19 protein-coding genes are annotated in these 21,844 nt (G+C 71.1%); 18 read left to right on the top strand and 1 reads right to left on the bottom strand.

The features are described from left to right. Positions 1–6: 6 nt before the first annotated feature. From WQO_RS05230 to nusB, 12 genes are all read left to right on the top strand, one after another. Entirely contained in the window at positions 7–354 is a 348-nt protein-coding gene (locus WQO_RS05230) for a DUF6167 family protein (RefSeq protein ID WP_010057316.1), read from the top strand. After that, positions 354–3,023, top strand: coding sequence for an alanine--tRNA ligase (alaS, locus tag WQO_RS05225; RefSeq protein WP_010057320.1), 2,670 nt, complete (start codon positions 354–356; stop codon positions 3,021–3,023). The genes WQO_RS05230 and alaS overlap by 1 nt, the downstream gene beginning before the upstream one ends. Before the next feature lie 8 nt (positions 3,024–3,031). Then, entirely contained in the window at positions 3,032–3,505 is a 474-nt protein-coding gene (gene ruvX / locus WQO_RS05220) for a Holliday junction resolvase RuvX (RefSeq protein ID WP_030712595.1), read from the top strand. Positions 3,506–3,603: 98 nt separating this feature from the next. Then, the gene (mltG, locus tag WQO_RS05215; protein WP_010057322.1) at positions 3,604–5,385 is read left to right on the top strand and encodes an endolytic transglycosylase MltG; all 1,782 of its coding nucleotides are present in this window, start codon (positions 3,604–3,606) and stop codon (positions 5,383–5,385) included. Further along, the gene (locus WQO_RS05210; protein WP_058953881.1) at positions 5,382–6,209 is read left to right on the top strand and encodes a shikimate dehydrogenase; all 828 of its coding nucleotides are present in this window, start codon (positions 5,382–5,384) and stop codon (positions 6,207–6,209) included. The genes mltG and WQO_RS05210 overlap by 4 nt, the downstream gene beginning before the upstream one ends. A 145-nt stretch (positions 6,210–6,354) precedes the next feature. After that, positions 6,355–7,539, top strand: a complete 1,185-nt coding sequence (gene aroC, locus WQO_RS05205) for a chorismate synthase (RefSeq protein ID WP_010057325.1) — start codon at positions 6,355–6,357, stop codon at positions 7,537–7,539. Continuing rightward, positions 7,536–9,173, top strand: coding sequence for a 3-dehydroquinate synthase (aroB, locus tag WQO_RS05200; protein ID WP_010057328.1), 1,638 nt, complete (start codon positions 7,536–7,538; stop codon positions 9,171–9,173). Before aroC ends, aroB begins: the two co-directional genes overlap by 4 nt. Continuing rightward, a complete protein-coding gene (locus WQO_RS05195) occupies positions 9,170–9,610 on the top strand; it encodes a type II 3-dehydroquinate dehydratase (protein WP_010057329.1) in 441 nt (146 codons plus the stop codon). The genes aroB and WQO_RS05195 overlap by 4 nt, the downstream gene beginning before the upstream one ends. A gap of 141 nt (positions 9,611–9,751) precedes the next feature. Continuing rightward, positions 9,752–10,684 (top strand): AAA family ATPase, encoded by a 933-nt coding sequence (locus WQO_RS05190; protein WP_029181986.1) that lies wholly within the window; start codon positions 9,752–9,754, stop codon positions 10,682–10,684. Positions 10,685–10,748: 64 nt separating this feature from the next. Then, positions 10,749–11,855, top strand: a complete 1,107-nt coding sequence (locus WQO_RS05185) for a M24 family metallopeptidase (protein ID WP_010057331.1) — start codon at positions 10,749–10,751, stop codon at positions 11,853–11,855. Positions 11,856–11,905: 50 nt separating this feature from the next. Beyond that, positions 11,906–12,472 (top strand): elongation factor P, encoded by a 567-nt coding sequence (efp, locus tag WQO_RS05180; RefSeq protein WP_010057334.1) that lies wholly within the window; start codon positions 11,906–11,908, stop codon positions 12,470–12,472. Between the two features lie 2 nt (positions 12,473–12,474). Beyond that, on the top strand, positions 12,475–12,906 hold the full coding sequence (gene nusB / locus WQO_RS05175) for a transcription antitermination factor NusB (protein ID WP_010057335.1): 432 nt from the start codon (positions 12,475–12,477) through the stop codon (positions 12,904–12,906). Between the two features lie 173 nt (positions 12,907–13,079). Here the strand turns inward: nusB and bldD are convergent, their stop codons facing one another. Then, entirely contained in the window at positions 13,080–13,580 is a 501-nt protein-coding gene (gene bldD / locus WQO_RS05170; RefSeq protein ID WP_006123181.1) for a transcriptional regulator BldD, read from the bottom strand. A gap of 221 nt (positions 13,581–13,801) precedes the next feature. Here bldD and pyrR point away from each other — a divergent pair, with 221 nt between their 5' ends. From pyrR to carB, 6 genes are all read left to right on the top strand, one after another. Then, on the top strand, positions 13,802–14,386 hold the full coding sequence (pyrR, locus tag WQO_RS05165) for a bifunctional pyr operon transcriptional regulator/uracil phosphoribosyltransferase PyrR (RefSeq protein WP_010057338.1): 585 nt from the start codon (positions 13,802–13,804) through the stop codon (positions 14,384–14,386). Positions 14,387–14,480: 94 nt separating this feature from the next. After that, the gene (locus tag WQO_RS05160; RefSeq protein ID WP_006123178.1) at positions 14,481–15,467 is read left to right on the top strand and encodes an aspartate carbamoyltransferase catalytic subunit; all 987 of its coding nucleotides are present in this window, start codon (positions 14,481–14,483) and stop codon (positions 15,465–15,467) included. Between the two features lie 2 nt (positions 15,468–15,469). Then, the gene (locus WQO_RS05155) at positions 15,470–16,756 is read left to right on the top strand and encodes a dihydroorotase (RefSeq protein WP_010057341.1); all 1,287 of its coding nucleotides are present in this window, start codon (positions 15,470–15,472) and stop codon (positions 16,754–16,756) included. Beyond that, entirely contained in the window at positions 16,753–17,361 is a 609-nt protein-coding gene (locus WQO_RS05150; RefSeq protein ID WP_010057343.1) for a PH-like domain-containing protein, read from the top strand. The genes WQO_RS05155 and WQO_RS05150 overlap by 4 nt, the downstream gene beginning before the upstream one ends. Then, the gene (gene carA, locus WQO_RS05145; protein WP_010057345.1) at positions 17,358–18,497 is read left to right on the top strand and encodes a glutamine-hydrolyzing carbamoyl-phosphate synthase small subunit; all 1,140 of its coding nucleotides are present in this window, start codon (positions 17,358–17,360) and stop codon (positions 18,495–18,497) included. The genes WQO_RS05150 and carA overlap by 4 nt, the downstream gene beginning before the upstream one ends. Continuing rightward, complete coding sequence (gene carB, locus WQO_RS05140) at positions 18,490–21,798, top strand: carbamoyl-phosphate synthase large subunit (RefSeq protein ID WP_010057346.1); 3,309 nt, start codon at positions 18,490–18,492, stop codon at positions 21,796–21,798. Before carA ends, carB begins: the two co-directional genes overlap by 8 nt. The last annotated feature ends 46 nt before the right edge of the window (positions 21,799–21,844 follow it).

The raw sequence follows: 21,844 nt of genomic DNA, 5'->3' as shown, positions 1-21,844 counted from the left end.
CGAGCGATGTTCCGCCGCACGTTCTGGTTCACCGCCGGCGCAGCCGCCGGTGTGTGGGCCACCACCAAGGTCAACCGCAAGCTCAAGCAGCTGACCCCCGAAAGCCTCGCGGCGCAGGCCGCGGACAAGGCGATCGAGACCGGTCACAAGCTCAAGGACTTCGCCCTCGACGTACGCGAGGGCATGGTCCGGCGCGAAGCCGAACTGGGCGGCGCACTCGGCCTGGAGGCCCCGGCCGACCCGGACCTTCCCGTACAGCGGCACTGGGCCGTCGAAGCGCCCGAACCCGCCGCGCGCCCGAACACGTACCGCAAGCTTCCCTACACATCGAACGACCGGAATGAGGACCACTGATGGAGTCGGCTGAAATTCGCCGCCGCTGGCTGAGCTTCTTCGAGGAGCGCGGTCACACTGCCGTGCCTTCGGCGTCGCTCATCGCGGACGACCCGACTCTGCTGCTGGTCCCCGCGGGCATGGTCCCCTTCAAGCCGTACTTCCTCGGCGAGGTCAAGCCGCCCGCCCCGCGCGTCACCAGCGTGCAGAAGTGCGTGCGTACGCCGGACATCGAAGAGGTCGGCAAGACCACCCGCCACGGCACCTTCTTCCAGATGTGCGGCAACTTCTCCTTCGGGGACTACTTCAAGGAAGGGGCCATCCAGCTCGCCTGGGAGGCCCTGACCAACTCCGTCGAGGACGGCGGCTACGGCCTCGACCCCGAGAAGCTCTGGATCACCGTCTACCTCGACGACGACGAGGCCGAGGCCATCTGGCGCGACAAGATCGGCGTCCCCGCCGAGCGCATCCAGCGCCTGGGCAAGAAGGACAACTTCTGGTCCATGGGCGTCCCCGGCCCCTGCGGCCCCTGCTCGGAGATCAACTACGACCGCGGCCCCGAGTTCGGCGTCGAGGGCGGCCCGGCCGTCAACGACGAGCGGTACGTGGAGATCTGGAACCTGGTCTTCATGCAGTACGAGCGCGGCGCGGGCGACGGCAAGGAGGACTTCCCGATCCTCGGGGACCTGCCGTCCAAGAACATCGACACCGGTCTCGGCCTCGAACGCCTGGCGATGATCCTCCAGGGCGTACAGAACATGTACGAGACCGACACCCTGCGCGTCGTCATGGACAAGGCCACCGAGCTGACCGGCGTCCGCTACGGCGCCGAGAAGTCCACGGACGTCTCGCTCCGCGTCGTCGCCGACCACATCCGTACGTCGGTGATGCTCATCGGCGACGGCGTCACCCCCGGCAACGAGGGCCGCGGCTACGTGCTGCGCCGCATCATGCGCCGCGCCATCCGCAACATGCGTCTGATGGGCGCCACCGGCTCCGTCGTCAACGAGTTGGTGGACGTCGTGATCAACACGATGGGGCTCCAGTACCCGGAGCTGATCACCGACCGCAAGCGCATCGAGACGGTCGCCCTCGCCGAGGAGGCCGCCTTCCTCAAGGCTCTCAAGGGCGGCACCAACATCCTGGAGACCGCGGTCACCGAGACCAAGGCCGCCGGTGGCCAGGTCCTCGCCGGGGACAAGGCGTTCCTGCTCCACGACACCTGGGGCTTCCCGATCGACCTCACCCTGGAGATGGCCGCCGAGCAGGGGCTCTCCGTGGACGAGGACGGCTTCCGCCGCCTCATGCAGGAGCAGCGCGACAAGGCCAAGGCCGACGCCCGCGCCAAGAAGACCGGTCACGCCGACCTCTCCGCCTACCGCGAGGTCGCCGACACCGCCGGCGCCACCGAGTTCACCGGTTACGCCAGCCTCGCCGGCGAGTCCACCATCGTCGGCCTGCTGGTCGACGGCGTCCCCTCGCCCGCCGCCACGGAGGGCGACGAGGTCGAGGTCGTCCTGGACCGCACCCCCTTCTACGCCGAGGGCGGCGGCCAGCTCGCCGACACCGGCCGCATCCGGCTCGACACCGGTGCCGTCATCGAGATCCGTGACGTCCAGAAGCCGGTCCCCGGCGTCCACGTCCACAAGGGCGTCGTCCAGGTCGGCGAGGTGACGGTCGGGGCCCCTGTCTTCGCCTCCATCGACGCCACCCGCCGCCGCGCCATCACCCGCGCCCACAGCGCCACGCACCTCACGCACCAGGCGCTGCGCGACGCGCTCGGCCCGACGGCCGCCCAGGCCGGCTCCGAGAACTCCCCGGGCCGCTTCCGCTTCGACTTCGGTTCGCCCGCCGCCGTTCCCGGCACGGTCCTCACCGACGTGGAGCAGCGGATCAACGAGGTCCTCTCGCGCGAACTCGACGTCCAGGCCGAGGTCATGTCGATCGACGAGGCCAAGAAGCAGGGCGCCATCGCCGAGTTCGGTGAGAAGTACGGCGAGCGGGTCCGCGTCGTCACCATCGGCGACTTCTCCAAGGAGCTGTGCGGCGGCACCCACGTCGGCAACACCGCCCAGCTGGGTCTGGTGAAGCTGCTCGGCGAGTCCTCCATCGGCTCCGGCGTGCGCCGCATCGAGGCCCTCGTCGGGGTCGACGCGTACAACTTCCTCGCCAAGGAGCACACGGTCGTCGCCCAGCTCCAGGAGCTGGTCAAGGGCCGCGCCGAGGAGCTGCCCGAGAAGATCGCGGGCATGCTCGGCAAGCTGAAGGACGCCGAGAAGGAGATCGAGAAGTTCCGCGCGGAGAAGGTCCTCGCGGCCGCCGCCGGGCTCGTCGAGTCCGCCAAGGACGTCCGCGGCGTCGCCCTGGTCACCGGCCAGGTCCCCGACGGCACCTCCGCCGACGACCTGCGCAAGCTGGTCCTGGACGTGCGGGGCCGCATCCAGGGCGGCCGCGCGGCCGTCGTGGCCCTGTTCACCACGGCCAACGGCCGCCCGCTCACCGTCATCGCCACGAACGAGGCCGCCCGCGAGCGCGGTCTCAAGGCCGGTGACCTCGTGCGCACGGCAGCCAAGACCCTCGGCGGCGGTGGCGGCGGCAAGCCGGACGTCGCCCAGGGCGGCGGCACGAACCCGGCCGCGATCGGCGACGCCGTCGCCGCGGTCGAACGCCTCGTCACCGAGACGGCGTGACGACCGGGATGACCGCGATGCGCCGCGGCCGACGGCTCGCCGTCGACGTCGGGGACGCCCGGATCGGGGTCGCCTCGTGCGACCCCGACGGGATCCTGGCCACGCCGGTGGAGACCGTGCCGGGACGCGACGTCCCGGCCGCCCACCGGCGGCTCCGCCAGATCGTCGAGGAGTACGAGCCGATCGAGGTCATCCTCGGCCTGCCGCGCTCCCTCGGCGGTGGCGAGGGCCCGGCGGCCGCCAAGGTCCGGGAGTTCGCGCAGACGTTCGCCCGGTCCATCGCGCCGGTTCCGGTGCGACTGGTGGACGAGAGGATGACCACAGTGACGGCCGCCCAGGGCATGCGCGCCTCGGGCGTGAAGTCCAAGAAAGGCCGGTCTGTCATCGACCAGGCTGCCGCTGTGGTGATCCTTCAGAACGCTCTGGAGTCCGAACGGGCGTCAGGTAATCCCCCGGGCGAGGGCGTCGAAGTGGTTGTCTGATCGCGATACGGTAACGTTCCGCGCGATGCGGCGGTGTTCGAACAAACCGCACAGCGAAGCGAAGAGACGGAACGTCGTCTCGCGGCTCTAGGGGATCGATGACTGAGTATGGCCGGGGCCCCGGCTCCGAACCGTGGCATCCCGAGGATCCCCTGTACGGGGACCAGGGATGGGATGGCCGCCAGGCCGCCCACGGCCAGGGCCAGTACGGCGACCAGCAGCAGTCCTATCCGCAGGACCCGTACGCCCAGCAGCACCAGAACCACCAGCAGTACCAGGGTCACCAGCAGCAGCCCTACGACCAGCATCAGCAGTACGGCCAGCAGCAGAACCACCAGCATCAGCACCAGAACCACCAGCAGTACGGCACGCCCCAGGACCCGTACGCCCAGCAGCCCGGTGCCCAGCCGCAGTACAACGGCGGTTGGGACACCGGCCAGCAGGCCGCCATGCCGTACGGGGCCGAGCCCCAGGACCCGTACGCGCAGCACCCCGGCGGCTACGACACCGGCCAGGACTACTACGGCACGCCGGAGGCCTACCCTCCGCCGCAGCCCCCGGGCCGCCGCGAGGCCGCGCCCGAGCAGCAGCCCCAGCAACAGCAGCCTCACCAGCAGGGGTCGACGGACTGGGATCCGGATCAGCCGCAGGAGGAGACGCACCCTTTCTTCACCGGTGCGGACGACCCGGCCGACCGTGAGCCGCGCGACGACGACGATGACCCGGACGACGACGGATCACGCTCCTCGCGCCGTGACCGCGGAGGCAAAGAGCGCCGGGGCGGCAAGGGCAAGAAGAAGAGCCGCAGCGGCTGCGCCTGCCTGGTGGTCTCCGTCGTCCTGGTCGGCGGCCTCGGCGGGGTCGCCTACGTCGGCTACACCTTCTGGCAGAAGCAGTTCGGCGCCCCGGCGGACTACGCGGGGTCGGGCAGCGGTGAGCAGGTCGAGGTCGAGATCCCCGAAGGCGCGTTCGGGTACGACATCGCGAACATCCTTCGCAAGAAGGGCGTCATCAAGTCCTCCGACGCGTTCGTCGCGGCGCAGAACGACAACCCGAAGGGCAAGTCGCTCCAGGCCGGGGTCTACCTCCTGAACAAGGAGATGTCGGCGGCCAGCGCGATCACGCTGATGCTCGATCCGAAGAGCCAGAACGCGCTCGTGATCCCTGAAGGGACCCGTAACGCGAAGGTCTACGAGCTGATCGACACGCGGCTCAAGCTCAAGAAGGGCACCACGGCCGACATCGCCAAGACGAAGGCGGAGTCGCTGGGGCTGCCCGACTGGGCCGATGACAACCCGGATGTGAAGGACCCGCTGGAAGGATTCCTCTATCCGGCGGCCTATCCGGTCGCCAAGGGGTCCAAGCCCGAGGACGCGCTGAAGCGGATGGTCTCGCGGGCGAACAAGGAGTACGGCAAGCTCGACCTGGAAGGCAGCGCGAAGAAGCTCGGGCTGAAGACTCCGTGGGAGCTCATCACCGTCGCGAGCCTCGTGCAGGTCGAGGGCAAGTACAAGCACGACTTCGACAAGGTCGCGCGGGTCGTCTACAACCGGCTCAAGCCGGGCAACATGGAGACCGTCGGACGGCTGGAATTCGACTCCACGGTCAACTACATCAAGGGCCAGAGCACGCTGGACATCGGTGCCGTCGACGATCTGCGGAAGATCGACGACCCGTACAACACGTACAAGATCATCGGTCTGCCGTCCGGCCCGATCAGCAACCCGGGTGCGGACGCCCTGCACTCGGCCATGAATCCCACACCGGGCCCCTGGTACTACTTCGTCTCGATCAACGAGGACAAGACCGTCTTCGCCGAGACCAACGAAGAGCACGAGAAGAACCGGCGGGAGTACGAGGACGGGAAGGCCGGCCAGTGAGCGTGCCACGCCGGGCCGCCGTCCTCGGTTCGCCCATCGCCCACTCCCTCTCCCCGGTCCTGCACCGCGCCGCCTACGCCGAACTCGGCCTGGACACCTGGTCCTACGACCGGTTCGAGGTCGACGAGGCGGCGCTGCCCGGATTCATCGAGGGTCTTGACGCCTCCTGGGCGGGGCTGTCCCTGACCATGCCGCTCAAGCGGGCGATCATCCCGCTGCTGGACGAGGTCAGCGCGACGGCCGCCTCCGTGGAGGCCGTCAACACGGTCGTGTTCACCGAGGACGGCCGCCGGGTCGGCGACAACACCGACATCCCCGGCATGGTCGCCGCCCTGCGGGAACGCGGCGTCGACAAGGTGCAATCCGCCGCCGTCCTCGGCGCCGGCGCCACCGCCTCCTCCGCGCTGGCCGCGCTCGCCGTGGTCTGCGCCGGGCCGGTCACGGCGTACGTGCGCAGCCCCGAGCGGGCCGCCGAGATGCGCGGCTGGGGCGAGCGGCTCGGGGTCGACGTCATCACCGCCGACTGGGCGGACGCGGCGGCGGCACTGGGCGCACCCCTGGTCATCGCCACCACCCCCGCGGGTGCGACGGACGCTTTCACCGGCTCCGTGCCCGAGGCTCCGGGCATCCTCTTCGACGTGCTGTACGAGCCGTGGCCCACCCGGCTCGCCGCCGCCTGGTCCGCGCACGGCGGGGCGGTCGTCGGCGGGCTCGACCTCCTGGTTCACCAGGCACTGCTCCAGGTCGAGCAGATGACCGGCCGGGTCCCGGCGCCGCTGGCCGCCATGCGGCAGGCCGGGGAAGCCGCGCTCGCCTCCCGCTGATCGTCCCGTCCACGCCCGTCGCCGGTCCGTCTGCTGGACCGGCGACCGGATCGTGCCTCCGTTCGTGGGAGGATCGGGGGTGGCGGGCCAGGGCCGCGCACCCTGTGGCGCCGTTGGATTTCAGGCGCGAGCATGAGGAGCACCGTTGAGCAGGTTGCGCTGGCTGACCGCGGGGGAGTCGCACGGACCCGCACTGGTGGCGACGCTGGAGGGTCTTCCCGCCGGTGTCCCGATCACCACGGAGATGGTCGCGGAGGCGCTGGCCCGGCGACGGCTCGGCTACGGCCGCGGCGCGCGGATGAAGTTCGAGAAGGACGAGGTCACCTTCCTCGGCGGCGTACGCCACGGGCTCACCATGGGCTCCCCGGTCGCCGTCATGGTCGGCAACACCGAGTGGCCCAAGTGGGAGCAGGTCATGTCGGCCGACCCGGTCGACCCCGAGGAGCTCGCCCAGCTCGCCCGTAACGCCCCGCTGACCCGCCCCCGGCCCGGCCACGCCGACCTCGCGGGGATGCAGAAGTACGGCTTCGACGAGGCCCGGCCGGTCCTGGAGCGCGCCAGCGCCCGGGAGACCGCCGCCCGCGTCGCCCTCGGGACCGTCGCCCGCTCCTACCTCAAGGAGACCGCGGGCATCGAGATCGTCAGCCATGTCGTCGAGCTGGCCGCGGCCAAGGCACCGTACGGCGTCGTCCCGGTCCCCGGCGACGTGGAGAAGCTGGACGCCGACCCGGTCCGCTGCCTGGACGCCGACGCGTCCGAGGCGATGGTGGCCGAGATCGACCAGGCCCACAAGGACGGCGACACCCTCGGCGGCGTCGTCGAGGTGCTCGCGTACGGCGTGCCCGTCGGGCTCGGCTCGCACGTGCACTGGGACCGGCGCCTGGACGCCCGGCTCGCCGCGGCCCTCATGGGCATCCAGGCCATCAAGGGCGTCGAGGTCGGCGACGGCTTCGAGCTGGCCCGGGTTCCCGGCTCGAAGGCGCACGACGAGATCGTCGCCACCGATGAGGGCATCCGGCGCACCTCCGGGCGCTCCGGCGGCACCGAGGGCGGCCTCACCACCGGCGAGCTGCTGCGCGTCCGCGCCGCGATGAAGCCCATCGCGACCGTGCCGCGCGCCCTGGCCACCGTGGACGTCACCACCGGCGAGGCCACCAAGGCCCACCACCAGCGCTCCGACGTCTGCGCCGTCCCGGCGGCGGGCATCGTCGCGGAGGCGATGGTCGCCCTGGTCCTGGCCGACGCGGTCGCGGAGAAGTTCGGCGGTGACAGCGTGGCCGAGACCCGCCGCAACGTCCAGTCGTACCTCGACCACCTCCAGATCCGATGAGCGGCCCCCTGGTCGTCCTCGTCGGCCCGATGGGCGTCGGCAAGTCCACCGTCGGCGAACTGCTCGCCGCCCGGCTCGGCACCACCTACCGGGACACCGACGCGGACGTCGTCGCCGAGGCCGGCAAGCCGATCGCGGAGATCTTCTACGACGAGGGCGAGGAGCACTTCCGTGCTCTGGAGCGCCGGGCCGTCGCCGCGGCCGTCGCCGGGCACCCGGGCGTCCTCTCCCTCGGTGGCGGAGCCGTCCTGGACGGGGCGACCAGGGAGCTGCTGGCCGGCCGGCCGGTCGTCTACCTCTCCATGGACGTGGACGAGGCCGTCCGCCGCGTCGGGCTCGGCGCCGCCCGTCCTCTGCTCGCGGTCAATCCGCGCCGGCAGTGGCGCGAGCTGATGGACGCCCGTCGCCATCTGTACGAAGAGGTCGCCCGTACCGTCGTCGCGACCGACGAGAACACCCCCGAAGAGGTCGCCCAGGCGATCATCGACGCACTGGAACTGCCGGAGGGCGAAGCCGCCCCCGGCGTGGAGAACACCGGCATGACGCAGCAGGGCCCCACCCGCATCCAGGTCGCAGGCTCCGCGGGCTCCGACCCGTACGAGGTCCTCGTCGGCCACCAGCTCCTCGGCGAGCTGCCCCAGCTCATCGGCGACCGCGCGAAGCGGGTCGCCGTCCTGCACCCCGAGGCGCTCGCCGAGACAGGTGAGGCGGTCCGCGAGGACCTCGCCGCCCAGGGGTACGAGGCCATCGCGATCCAGCTGCCCAACGCGGAGGAGGCCAAGACCGTCGAGGTCGCCGCCTACTGCTGGAAGGCGCTCGGCCAGACCGGCTTCACCCGCACCGACGTCATCGTCGGCATCGGCGGCGGGGCCACCACGGACGTGGCCGGATTCGTCGCCGCCAGCTGGCTGCGCGGGGTCCGCTGGATCGCCGTCCCCACCACCGTGCTCGGCATGGTCGACGCGGCCGTCGGCGGCAAGACCGGCATCAACACCGCCGAGGGCAAGAACCTCGTGGGCGCCTTCCACCCGCCCGCCGGGGTCCTCTGCGACCTCGCCGCGCTGGAGTCGCTGCCGGTCCACGACTACGTCTCCGGCATGGCCGAGGTCATCAAGGCCGGGTTCATCGCCGACCCCGTCATCCTCGACCTGGTCGAGGCCGACCCCGAGGGTGCCCGTACGCCCTCCGGGCCGCACACCGCCGAGCTGATCGAGCGGTCCATCCGGGTCAAGGCCGAGGTGGTCTCCAGCGACCTCAAGGAGTCCGGCCTCCGCGAGATCCTCAACTACGGCCACACCCTGGGCCACGCGATCGAGAAGAACGAGCGCTACAAGTGGCGTCACGGCGCGGCCGTCTCCATCGGCATGGTCTTCGCCGCCGAGCTGGGCCGGCTCGCCGGACGCCTCGACGACGCCACCGCCGACCGGCACCGCACGATCCTGGAGTCGGTGGGCCTGCCGCTCACCTACCGCGGCGACCAGTGGCCCAAGCTGCTGGAGAACATGAAGGTCGACAAGAAGTCGCGCGGTGACCTGCTGCGCTTCATCGTCCTCGACGGCATCGGCAAGCCCACCGTCCTGGAGGGCCCCGACCCGGCCGTGCTGCTCGCCGCCTACGGGGAGGTCTCCGCGTGACCCGCAGGGTCCTCGTCCTCAACGGCCCCAACCTCGGCCGGCTCGGCTCGCGCGAGCCCGACGTCTACGGGGCCACCTCCTACGCCGGACTCGTCGAGACCTGCACCGTGCTCGGCAAGGAGCTCGGCTTCGACGTCGACGTACGGGAGACCAACGACGAGGGCGAGCTGATCCGCTGGCTCCACGAGGCGGCGGACGGATCGATTCCGGTCGTTCTCAACCCGGGCGCCTTCACGCACTACTCGTACGGCATGCGGGACGCGGCCGCCCAGCGCACCGCCCCGCTGATCGAGGTGCACATCTCCAACCCGTACACCCGCGAGGAGTTCCGGCACACCTCCGTGGTCGCGGCGGTGGCCACGGGCACGGTGGCCGGGTTCGGCATCGGCTCCTACCGGCTCGCCCTGCGCGCCCTGGCCGACGAACTGACGGACTGACACCCCGCGGTTCCCGTCCGCCCGCCGCGCGGCCGACGGGCACTTCGTACCCTCCCGGGCCGTTCACCCCGAGACGGCCCGGGAAGGTACGGTAGCCCTCCCAGCAGCGCCAGTTGCAGTGACGAGACGGAGTGGCACCGGATGCAGCACGCAGTGGGGGCCCCGCTGCCGCCCCACGGACCCGGTAGCGGGCACGTCGGCCGGCCGTACCAGGCCCAGCAGCCCGGCCACCCCGGCCCGCCCCCGATATCCCCGCCGCCCCCGGGCCCCGGCCAGGCACTGCCCTCGCCTCCGCCCCCCGGCCAGGCCCCGCCCCCGCCGGCCCCCGGCCAGGCTCCTCCCGCCCCCGGACACGTTCAGCCTTCGCCCGCACCCGGCCAGGCCCCGGGCCCCGCCTGGAGCGGCACCGGCCCCACGCCCCCCGCCAGGGAGGCCGTCGGACACACCGGACACGTCCAGCTGCCCCCGGGCGGCCCCGTTCCGCTGCCCGCACCCCCCGCCGAGCCCGGCACCGGCGGCGCGACGCTCGCCGTGCTGCTCATCGGCCCGGCCGGCGCGGGCAAGACCACCGTCGCCAAGCTCTGGGCGGCCCGCCGCCGGGTGCCCACCGCCCATGTCTCCCTCGACGACGTGCGCGAATGGGTCCGCTCCGGCTTCGCCGACCCGCAGGCCGGCTGGAACGACCACTCCGAGGCCCAGTACCGGCTGGCCCGCCGTACCTGCGGCTTCGCCGCCCGCAACTTCCTCGCCAACGGCATCTCCTGCATCCTCGACGACGCCGTCTTCCCCGACCGCCCGGTCGTCGGCCTCGGCGGCTGGAAGCGCCATGTGGGCCCCGGTCTGCTGCCCGTGGTCCTGCTGCCCGGCCTGGAGATCGTCCTGGAGCGCAACGCGGCGCGCAGCGGCAACCGCCGCCTCTCCGACGAGGAGGTCGCCCGGATCCACGGCCGGATGGCCGGCTGGTACGGCTCCGGCCTCCCGATCATCGACAACTCCACGTACGACGTCGAGACCACCGCCCGTGTCCTGGACGACGTGCTGGCCCGTTCCATCGCGAGTCCGCCCGCCTGGTAGCGACGGGCCCCCGGGTGGGTGCGCTGGCCGGGCGGGCCACCGCACCCGCTCGTACGCTCGAACCATGTCTGAGGTGCACGCCGTCCGACGCGGGCTGCTCCGCGACCGGTGCGCCGCCGCGGGTTCCGCGGCCGCCCTGGTCTCCCGCCCCGCCAACGTCCGCTATCTCGCGGGCGGAGCGCCCCCCGGCGCCGTGCTGCTGCTCGGCCCCGGCGAGGACGTTCTGCTCTGCCCCCGCGCCCCGGCCGGCGAAGGCGCCCACGGGCGGCCCGACGAGGCCCTGCGGATCGACCTCCTGCCCGCCCCGGACGAGGACCCGGTGGTCGCCGCCGCCGGTCTCGCCGCCGCGTCGGGGGCGGAGTCGCTCGCCGTCGAGGAGCACGACCTGACCGTGGCCCGGCACCGGGCCATGGGGAAGTCCGCCCCGCGCCTGGCCCTGGCCGATCTGGGCTTCACCGTGGAACAGCAGCGGATCGTCAAGGACGAGGAGGAGATCGGCTGCCTCCGGATCGCCGCCGAGATCACCGACCAGGCCCTGGGCGAACTCCTCGAATCGATCCTCGTCGGCCGCACCGAACGCCACCTCGCCCTGGAACTGGAGCGCCGCCTCGTCGACCACGGCGCGGACGGCCCCGCCTTCGTCACCTCCGTGGCCACCGGACCCAACTCCGGCCAGGGACGCCACCGGCCCTCGGACCGCAGGGTGGAGGAGGGAGATTTCCTCTCCGTCCGCCTCGGCGCGAGCTACCACGGCTACCGCTGCGAGATCGGCCGCACCTTCGTCATCGGCACCGCCCCCGCCGAGTGGCAGATCGAGCTGTACGACCTTGTTTTCGCCGCTCAGCGGGCAGGCAGGGAGGCCCTGGCGCCCGGTGCCGCCTACCGGTACGTGGACCGTGCGGCCCGGCATCCGCTGGAGTCCGCGGGGCACGGAGAGGGCCTTCAGCCGAGCACCGGGCACGGTGTGGGGCTCGAAATCGAGGAGGACCCGCAACTGGCACCGACAGCCATGGGTAAACTGGACGCTTGTGTGCCGGTCACCGTCGGACCGGGGGTCCACCTCCCGGGCCGGGGCGGTGTCCGGATCGATGACACGCTCGTCGTGCGCCCCGAGGCGGACGGCGGACCCGAGCTACTCACCATGACGACCAAGGAGCTGCTCGCGCTCTAGCGCGGATCCTCGGTCGTTCCACCAGCTTCAGTCCAGGAGATTCCGCAACCGTGGCTTCCACGAACGACCTCAAGAACGGCATGGTGCTCAAGCTCGACGGAGGCCAGCTCTGGTCCGTCGTCGAGTTCCAGCACGTCAAGCCCGGCAAGGGCCCTGCCTTCGTGCGCACCAAGCTCAAGAACGTGCTCTCCGGCAAGGTCGTCGACAAGACGTTCAACGCCGGCGTGAAGGTCGAGTCGGCCACCATTGACCGCCGCGACATGCAGTTCTCGTACATGGACGGCGAATACTTCGTCTTCATGGACATGGACACGTACGACCAGCTCATGGTCGACCGCAAGGCCGTCGGCGACGCCGCCAACTTCCTGATCGAGGGCTTCACCGCCTCCGTCGCCCAGTACGAGGGTGCGGTGCTCTACGTCGAGCTGCCCGCCGCCGTCGAGCTGACGATCCAGCACACCGACCCGGGCGTCCAGGGCGACCGCTCCACCGGCGGCACCAAGCCCGCCACGCTGGAGACCGGTTACGAGATCGGCGTGCCGCTCTTCATCACCACCGGCGAGAAGATCAAGGTCGACACCCGCTCGGGCGACTACCTCGGCCGGGTGAACAGCTAACCGTGGCCGCCCGGAACAAGGCCCGCAAGCGCGCCTTCCAGATTCTCTTCGAGGCCGACCAGCGCGGTGAGTCCGTGCAGAGCGTCCTCGCGGACTGGGTACGGCACTCGCGGACCGACGACCGTCAGCCGCCGGTCGGTGAGTTCACGATGGAGCTCGTCGAGGGGTACGCGCAGTACGCGGACCGGATCGACGACCTCATCGTCACCTACGCCGTGGACTGGGAGATCGACCGTATGCCGGTCGTCGACCGGAGCATCCTGCGGCTCGGTGCGTACGAGCTGATCTGGATGGACGAGACCCCGGACGCCGTGGTGATCGACGAGGCAGTCCAGCTCGCCAAGGAGTTCTCCACCGATGACTCCCCGTCCTTCGTGAACGGCCTGCTGGCCCGTTTCAAGGACCTCAAGCCGAACCTCCGCCGGGAGCAGTAGCCCCCGGCGGCCCCGATGCGGCCGCACACCACGAAGGGCCCGCAGCCGACCGGCTGTGGGCCCTTCGGTGTACCCGGGGCGACCTCGGGCACACAGACGCCGGGTGGGCGGGAACCCTAAGGTCCCCGCCCACCCGGCGGCACGTTTCTTCTGTGGGGCCCGGCCCCGCTCGCTCAGCTCTCGTCGTGGGAGACCGCGCGGCGCGCGTCCGCGTCCAGCACGCCCCAGCTGATGAGCTGCTCCGTCAGCACGGACGGCGACTGGTCGTAGATCACGGCCAGCGTGCGCAGGTCGTCCTGGCGGATCGAGAGCACCTTGCCGTTGTAGTCACCGCGCTGGCTCTGGATGGTCGCCGCGTAGCGCTGCAGCGGACCGGCCTTCTCCGGCGGGACGTGGGCGAGGCGTTCCAGGTCCAGGACGAGCTTCGGCGGCGGCTCGGCGGCCCCGCCGGGCGTCGTGCCGGGCAGCAGCTCCTGCACCGGGACCCCGTAGAAGTCCGCCAGCTCGGCGAGGCGCTGCACGGTCACGGCTCGGTCGCCGCGCTCGTACGAACCGACCACGACGGCCTTCCAGCGACCCTGGGACTTCTCCTCCACGCCGTGGAGGGAAAGGCCCTGCTGGGTGCGGATGGCACGGAGTTTGGCCCCGAGCTGTTTTGCGTATTCGCTGGACATATGGCTCCCCGGACGCTGGAACAGTGTGCGGCTCCGCCGCGTGGCTGGTAACTCACTGTGAGGTTACGCAGCGTTACTTGGATGCGTCAAGCCGAATGGTCCGGACCGGCACCTCCTGGGGTGGGGCCAGGGCCGGGCGCAAGCCCTGGTAGCGTGGATGACGCAAATTCGACGTCCTTTAACGATCCGTCCCGTGAGGCGGAGAAGGAGGTCCGTTTCTTATGGACGCACAGCACGACGCCACCGGCAACGCGGCGCGCCCCGTTCTCGAGGCCCCCGACATCGCCCGTGTGCTGACCCGTATCGCCCACGAGATCGTCGAACGCGCCAAGGGCGCCGACGACGTGGTGCTGCTCGGCATCCCGACCCGGGGCGTGTTCCTCGCCCGTCGGCTCGCCGACAAACTCGAAGAGATCACCGGCCGGAAGACGCCGGTCGGATCGCTCGACATCACCATGTACCGCGACGACCTGCGGCTGCGCCCGGCGCGCGCCCTGGCCCGCACCGACATCCCCGGCGAGGGGATCGAGGGCAGCCTGGTCGTCCTGGTCGACGACGTGCTCTTCTCCGGCCGCACGATCCGCGCCGCCCTCGACGCGCTCGGCGACATCGGCCGCCCCCGCGCGGTGCAGCTCGCGGTCCTCGTCGACCGCGGCCACCGGGAGCTCCCGATCCGCGCGGACTACGTCGGCAAGAACCTCCCCACGTCGCTGCGGGAGACAGTCAAGGTCCAGCTCGCCGAGGAGGACGGCCGCGACGCCGTGCTGCTCGGCGTCAAGCAGGCCGCCCCCGCGGACGCGCAGTAGCCCGAACCCTCCCGTACGCCCCTGTGGGGACGTACGGCGCCCTTCTGCGCGCCCGCATGCCTGAAACCCCCTCCAGCCACCCGGAGAACCCCAGATGAAGCGTCACCTCATCTCGGCCGCCGACCTCACCCGCGACGACGCCGTCCTGATCCTCGACACCGCCGAGGAGATGGCCCGGGTCGCGGACCGGCCGATCAAGAAGCTCCCCACCCTGCGCGGCCGTACCGTCGTCAACCTCTTCTTCGAGGACTCGACCCGGACCCGCATCTCCTTCGAGGCGGCCGCCAAGCGGCTGTCCGCCGACGTCATCAACTTCTCCGCCAAGGGCTCCTCGGTCTCCAAGGGCGAGTCGCTCAAGGACACCGCGCTGACCCTGGAGGCGATGGGCGCCGACGCCGTCGTCATCCGGCACGGCGCCTCCGGCGCCCCCTACCGGCTCGCCACCTCCGGCTGGATCGACGGGGCCGTGGTCAACGCCGGTGACGGCACCCACGAGCACCCCACCCAGGCCCTGCTGGACGCTTTCACCATGCGCCGCCGGCTCGTCGGGCCCGACGCCGGGCTCGGCCGCGACCTGGACGGCCGCCGCATCACGATCGTCGGCGACATCCTGCACAGCCGCGTCGCCCGCTCCAACGTCCACCTGCTCACCACGCTCGGCGCGCACGTCACCCTGGTGGCCCCGCCCACCCTCGTCCCCGTGGGCGTCGAGCAGTGGCCCTGCGACGTCAGCTACAGCCTCGACGACGTGCTGGCGAAGTCCGACGCGGTGATGATGCTGCGTGTGCAGCGCGAACGGATGAACGCCGCCTACTTCCCGACCGAGCGCGAATACTCCCGCCGCTACGGCCTGGACGGCGAGCGGATGGCGAAGATGCCCGAACACGCCGTCGTCATGCACCCCGGCCCGATGGTCCGCGGCATGGAGATCACCGCCGAGGTCGCCGACTCCGACCGCTGCACGGTCGTCGAGCAGGTCGCCAACGGCGTCTCCATCCGCATGGCCGTGCTCTACCTGCTGCTCGGCGGCTCCGACACCGCGCTGTCCGCCGCCCCCGCCCGTACCGAGGAGAACAAGTAACCATGAGCAAGATCATCATCCGCGGTGCGCGGATCCTCGGCGGCGAGCCGCAGGACGTCCTGATCGACGGCGAGACCATCGCCGAGGTGGGCGCCGGCCTCGACGCCGAGGGCGCCACCGTGATCGAGGCCGAGGGGCAGATCCTGCTGCCCGGCCTGGTCGACCTCCACACCCATCTGCGCGAGCCCGGCCGCGAGGACTCCGAGACCGTCCTCACCGGCACCAAGGCCGCGGCCGTCGGCGGCTTCACCGCCGTGCACGCCATGGCCAACACCTTCCCCGTCGCCGACACCGCCGGCGTCGTCGAGCAGGTATGGCGGCTCGGCAAGGAGTCCGGCTACTGCGACGTGCAGCCCGTCGGCGCCGTCACCGTCGGCCTGGAGGGCAAGAAGCTCGCCGAGCTCGGCGCCATGCACGACTCGGCCGCCGGGGTGAAGGTCTTCTCCGACGACGGCAAGTGCGTCGACGACGCCGTGATCATGCGCCGCGCCCTGGAGTACGTGAAGGCCTTCGACGGCGTCGTCGCCCAGCACGCCCAGGAGCCCCGCCTCACCGAGGGCGCCCAGATGAACGAGGGCATCGTCTCGGCCGAGCTGGGACTCGGCGGCTGGCCCGCCGTCGCCGAGGAGTCGATCATCGCCCGCGACGTCCTCCTCGCCGCCCACGTCGGCTCCCGCGTCCACATCTGCCACCTCTCCACCGCCGGCTCCGTGGAGATCGTCCGCTGGGCCAAGTCCAAGGGCTGGAACGTCACCGCCGAGGTCACCCCGCACCACCTTCTCCTCACCGACGAGCTGGTCCGCACCTACAACCCGGTCTACAAGGTGAACCCGCCGCTGCGCACCGAGGCCGACGTCCTGGCCCTGCGCGAGGCGCTGGCCGACGGCACGATCGACTGCGTCGCCACCGACCACGCCCCGCACCCGCACGAGGACAAGGACTGCGAGTGGGCCGCGGCCGCCATGGGCATGGTGGGCCTGGAGACCGCGCTCTCGGTCGTCCAGCAGACGATGGTGGACACCGGTCTGATCGACTGGGCGGGCGTCGCCGACCGCATGTCGTTCCGCCCCGCGGCCATCGGCCGGCTCGAAGGACACGGCCGTCCCGTCTCGGCGGGTGAGCCCGCCAACCTCACTCTGGTCGATCCGGCATACCGTGGAGCAGTGGACCCCGCGGGCTTCGCGTCCCGCAGCCGCAACACCCCCTACGAGGGCCGTGAGCTGCCGGGCCGTGTCACCCACACCTTCCTGCGGGGCCGTGCCACGGTCGTCGACGGGAAGCTCGCGTGACAACTCTGACCCCCCTGTACCACCTGGCCGCCGAGCAGAAGTCGGCGGAAGTGACGGACTGGGCCGCCCGCATCGCCTGGGTGGTCGGCCTGTTCGTCTTCATCGCCCTCGTCTACTGGCTGATGCGCCAGGGCTGGAAGTGGCGCGCCAGCCTCCAGTCGGACCTGCCGGAGCTCCCGGCCACCCCCGAGGACTTCGCCGGCGACGAGACTTTGCTGACGCTCCAGGGGCGCTACCACGCCTCCACCACCGCCGGGCAGTGGCTCGACCGGATCGTCGCGCACGGCCTCGGCACCCGCAGCCGTACCGAGCTGACGCTCACCGCCCGCGGCCTGGACGTCGTACGCCCCGGAGCGGCCGACTTCTTCATCCCGGCCGACGCCCTGCGCGAGGCCCGCCTCGACCAGGCGCTCGCCGGCAAGGTCCTCCCCGAGGGCGGCCTGCTGATCATCACCTGGGCGCACGGCGAGAAGCTGATCGACTCCGGCTTCCGCTCCGACCGCTCCGCCGAGCACCAGGCCTGGGTCGACGCCGTCAACCGGCTCACCAGCACCCCGGCCGCCACCGAACTCACCAGCACCACGACGGAAGGCACCGCACGATGACCCTCTCCACCCGGGGGGCACAGACCCCCGCCGTACTCGTCCTGGAGGACGGCCGCGCCTTCCGCGGCCGCGCCTACGGGGCCGTGGGGGAGACCTTCGGCGAAGCGGTGTTCTCCACCGGCATGACCGGCTACCAGGAAACGCTGACCGACCCCTCGTACCACCGCCAGGTCGTCGTCATGACGGCCCCGCACGTCGGCAACACCGGCGTCAACGACGAGGACCCCGAGTCCGGCCGCATCTGGGTCTCCGGCTACGTCGTCCGTGACCCCGCCCGCAAGCCCTCCAACTGGCGCTCGCAGCGCTCGCTGGACGAGGAGCTGGCCGCCCAGGGCGTCGTCGGCATCAGCGGTGTCGACACCCGCGCCCTCACCCGCCACCTGCGCGAGCGCGGCGCGATGCGCGTCGGGATCTTCTCCGGCGAGGCGATCCCCGACGAGGGCACCCTCCTCGCCAAGGTCCGCCAGGCCCCCGAGATGACCGGCGCCGACCTCTCCGCCGAAGTGGCGACGAAGGAGGCGTACGTCGTCCCCGCGATCGGCACGAAGAAGTTCACCGTCGCCGCGATCGACCTCGGCATCAAGGGCATGACCCCGCACCGGATGGCCGAACGCGGCATCGAGGTCCACGTCCTGCCCGCCACCGCCACCCTGGAAGAGGTGTACGCGGTCCAGCCCGACGGCGTCTTCTTCTCCAACGGCCCCGGCGACCCGTCCACCGCCGACCACCCCGTCGCCCTCATGCGCGGCGTGCTGGAGCGCTCCACCCCGCTCTTCGGCATCTGCTTCGGCAACCAGATCCTCGGCCGCGCGCTCGGCTTCGGCACCTACAAGCTGAAGTACGGCCACCGCGGCATCAACCAGCCCGTGCAGGACCGCACGACCGGCAAGGTCGAGGTCACCGCGCACAACCACGGCTTCGCCGTCGACGCCCCGCTCGACAAGGTGTCCGACACGGAGTTCGGCCGCGCCGAGGTCTCCCACGTCTGCCTGAACGACCAGGTCGTCGAGGGGCTCCAGCTCCTGGACCGGCCCGCGTTCAGCGTCCAGTACCACCCCGAGGCGGCTGCCGGCCCGCACGACGCCGCGTACCTCTTCGACCGCTTCGTTTCCCTGATGGAGGGCCAGCGTGCCTAAGCGCTCCGATATCCAGTCCGTCCTGGTCATCGGCTCCGGTCCGATCGTCATCGGCCAGGCCGCCGAGTTCGACTACTCCGGCACCCAGGCCTGCCGCGTCCTCAAGGCCGAGGGCCTGCGCGTCATCCTGGTGAACTCCAACCCGGCGACGATCATGACCGACCCGGAGATCGCCGACGCCACCTACGTCGAGCCGATCACCCCCGAGTTCGTCGAGAAGATCATCGCCAAGGAGCGCCCCGACGCGCTCCTGCCCACCCTCGGCGGTCAGACCGCCCTGAACACCGCGATCTCCATGCACGAGAACGGTGTCCTGGAGAAGTACGGCGTCGAGCTCATCGGCGCCAACGTCGAGGCGATCAACAAGGGCGAGGACCGCGACCTCTTCAAGGGCGTCGTGGCAGCCGTCAAGGAGAAGATCGGCTACGGCGAGTCCGCCCGCTCGGTCATCTGCCACACCATGGACGACGTCATCGCCGGCGTCGACACCCTCGGCGGCTACCCCGTCGTCGTCCGCCCCTCCTTCACCATGGGCGGCGCCGGCTCCGGCTTCGCCCACGACGAGGAGGAGCTGCGCCGCATCGCCGGACAGGGCCTCACGCTCTCCCCGACCACCGAGGTGCTCCTGGAGGAGTCCATCCTCGGCTGGAAGGAGTACGAGCTGGAGCTGATGCGCGACAAGAACGACAACGTCGTGGTCGTCTGCTCCATCGAGAACTTCGACCCGATGGGCGTCCACACCGGCGACTCCATCACCGTCGCCCCGGCGATGACGCTCACCGACCGCGAGTACCAGCGGCTGCGCGACGTCGGGATCGCGATCATCCGCGAGGTCGGCGTCGACACCGGCGGCTGCAACATCCAGTTCGCCATCGACCCCACCGACGGCCGGGTCATCGTCATCGAGATGAACCCGCGCGTCTCCCGCTCCTCGGCGCTCGCCTCCAAGGCCACCGGCTTCCCGATCGCCAAGATCGCCGCCAAGCTGGCCGTCGGCTACACCCTGGACGAGATCCCCAACGACATCACCGAGAAGACCCCAGCCTCCTTCGAGCCGACCCTCGACTACGTCGTCGTCAAGGCCCCCCGCTTCGCCTTCGAGAAGTTCCCCTCCGCCGACGCCACCCTCACCACCACCATGAAGTCGGTGGGCGAGGCCATGGCCATCGGCCGGAACTTCACCGAGGCCCTCCAGAAGGCCCTGCGCTCGCTGGAGAAGAAGGGCTCGCAGTTCGCCTTCACCGGCCCGGTCGGCGACAAGGCCGAGCTGCTCGCCGAGGCGGTCCGCCCGACCGACGGCCGCATCAACACCGTCATGCAGGCGATCCGCGCCGGAGCCACCCAGGAGGAGGTCTTCGACGCCACGAAGATCGACCCCTGGTTCGTCGACCAGCTCTTCCTGATCAAGGAGATCGCCGACGAGCTGGCCTCCGCCGAGCGCCTGGACGCCGACCTGATCGCCGAGGCCAAGCGGCACGGCTTCTCCGACGCCCAGATCGGCGAGATCCGCGGGCTGCGCGAGGACGTCGTCCGCGAGGTCCGGCACGCGCTCGGCATCCGCCCGGTCTACAAGACGGTCGACACCTGCGCCGCCGAGTTCGCCGCGAAGACGCCGTACTTCTACTCCTCCTACGACGAGGAGAGCGAAGTCGCGACCCGCACCAAGCCGGCCGTGATCATCCTCGGCTCGGGCCCCAACCGCATCGGCCAGGGCATCGAGTTCGACTACTCCTGTGTGCACGCCTCCTTCGCCCTGAGCGACGCGGGCTTCGAGACCGTCATGGTCAACTGCAACCCGGAGACCGTCTCCACCGACTACGACACCTCCGACCGGCTCTACTTCGAGCCGCTCACCCTGGAGGACGTCCTGGAGATCGTGCACGCCGAATCGCTGGCGGGCCCGATCGCCGGTGTCGTCGTGCAGCTCGGCGGCCAGACCCCGCTCGGCCTCTCGCAGGCACTCAAGGACAACGGCGTGCCCGTCGTCGGCACCTCCCCGGAGGCGATCCACGCCGCCGAGGACCGCGGCGCCTTCGGCCGGGTCCTGGCCGAGGCCGGACTGCCCGCGCCCAAGCACGGCACCGCCACCACCTTCGCCGAGGCCAAGGCCATCGCCGACGAGATCGGCTACCCCGTCCTCGTACGGCCGTCCTACGTCCTCGGCGGCCGCGGCATGGAGATCGTGTACGACGAGACGCGCCTCGCCTCGTACATCTCCGAGTCCACCGAGATCAGCCCCACCCGGCCGGTCCTGGTCGACCGCTTCCTCGACGACGCCATCGAGATCGACGTGGACGCCCTCTACGACGGCCACGAGCTCTACCTCGGCGGCGTCATGGAGCACATCGAGGAGGCCGGCATCCACTCCGGCGACTCGGCCTGCGCCCTGCCCCCGATCACGCTCGGCGGCTTCGACATCAAGCGGCTGCGCGCCTCCACCGAAGGCATCGCCAAGGGCGTCGGCGTGCTCGGACTGATCAACATCCAGTTCGCGCTGTCCGGCGACATCCTGTACGTCCTGGAGGCCAACCCGCGCGCCTCGCGCACGGTCCCCTTCACCTCGAAGGCGACCGCCGTCCCGCTCGCCAAGGCCGCCGCCCGCATCTCGCTGGGCGCGACCATCGCCGAGCTGCGCGAGGAGGGCCTGCTGCCGAAGACCGGCGACGGCGGCACCCTGCCGCTGGACGCGCCGATCTCTGTCAAGGAGGCCGTGATGCCGTGGTCGCGCTTCCGCGACATCCACGGCCGGGGCGTCGACACGGTCCTCGGCCCGGAGATGCGCTCCACCGGCGAGGTCATGGGCATCGACTCGGTCTTCGGCACGGCGTACGCCAAGTCGCAGGCCGGCGCCTACGGCCCGCTGCCCACCAAGGGCCGCGCGTTCATCTCGGTCGCCAACCGGGACAAGCGCTCGATGATCTTCCCGGCCCGCGAGCTGGTCGCCCACGGCTTCGAGCTGATGGCCACCTCCGGCACCGCCGAGGTCCTCAAGCGCAACGGCATCAACGCCATCGTCGTGCGCAAGCAGTCCGAGGGCCCCGGTCCCAACGGCGAGAAGACGATCGTCCAGCACATCCACGACGGCGAGGTCGACCTCATCGTCAACACGCCGTACGGCACCGGCGGCCGCCTCGACGGCTACGACATCCGCACCGCGGCCGTCTCCCGCTCCGTGCCGTGCCTGACCACGGTCCAGGCGCTCGCCGCCGCCGTCCAGGGCATCGACGCCCTCAACCACGGCGACGTGGGCGTCCGTTCCCTCCAGGAACACGCCGAGCATCTGACAGCGGCGCGCGACTAGCCGCCCGAGAGGGGGACACCGGAAACGGTGTCCCCCTCTTTGCGAG

It is taken from the genome of Streptomyces globisporus C-1027, from assembly GCF_000261345.2.
GTDB classification, from domain to species: domain Bacteria; phylum Actinomycetota; class Actinomycetes; order Streptomycetales; family Streptomycetaceae; genus Streptomyces; species Streptomyces pakalii.
The sequence above is the reverse complement of the archived record's forward strand: the minus strand, read 5'-3'. Positions and strand labels throughout refer to the sequence as shown.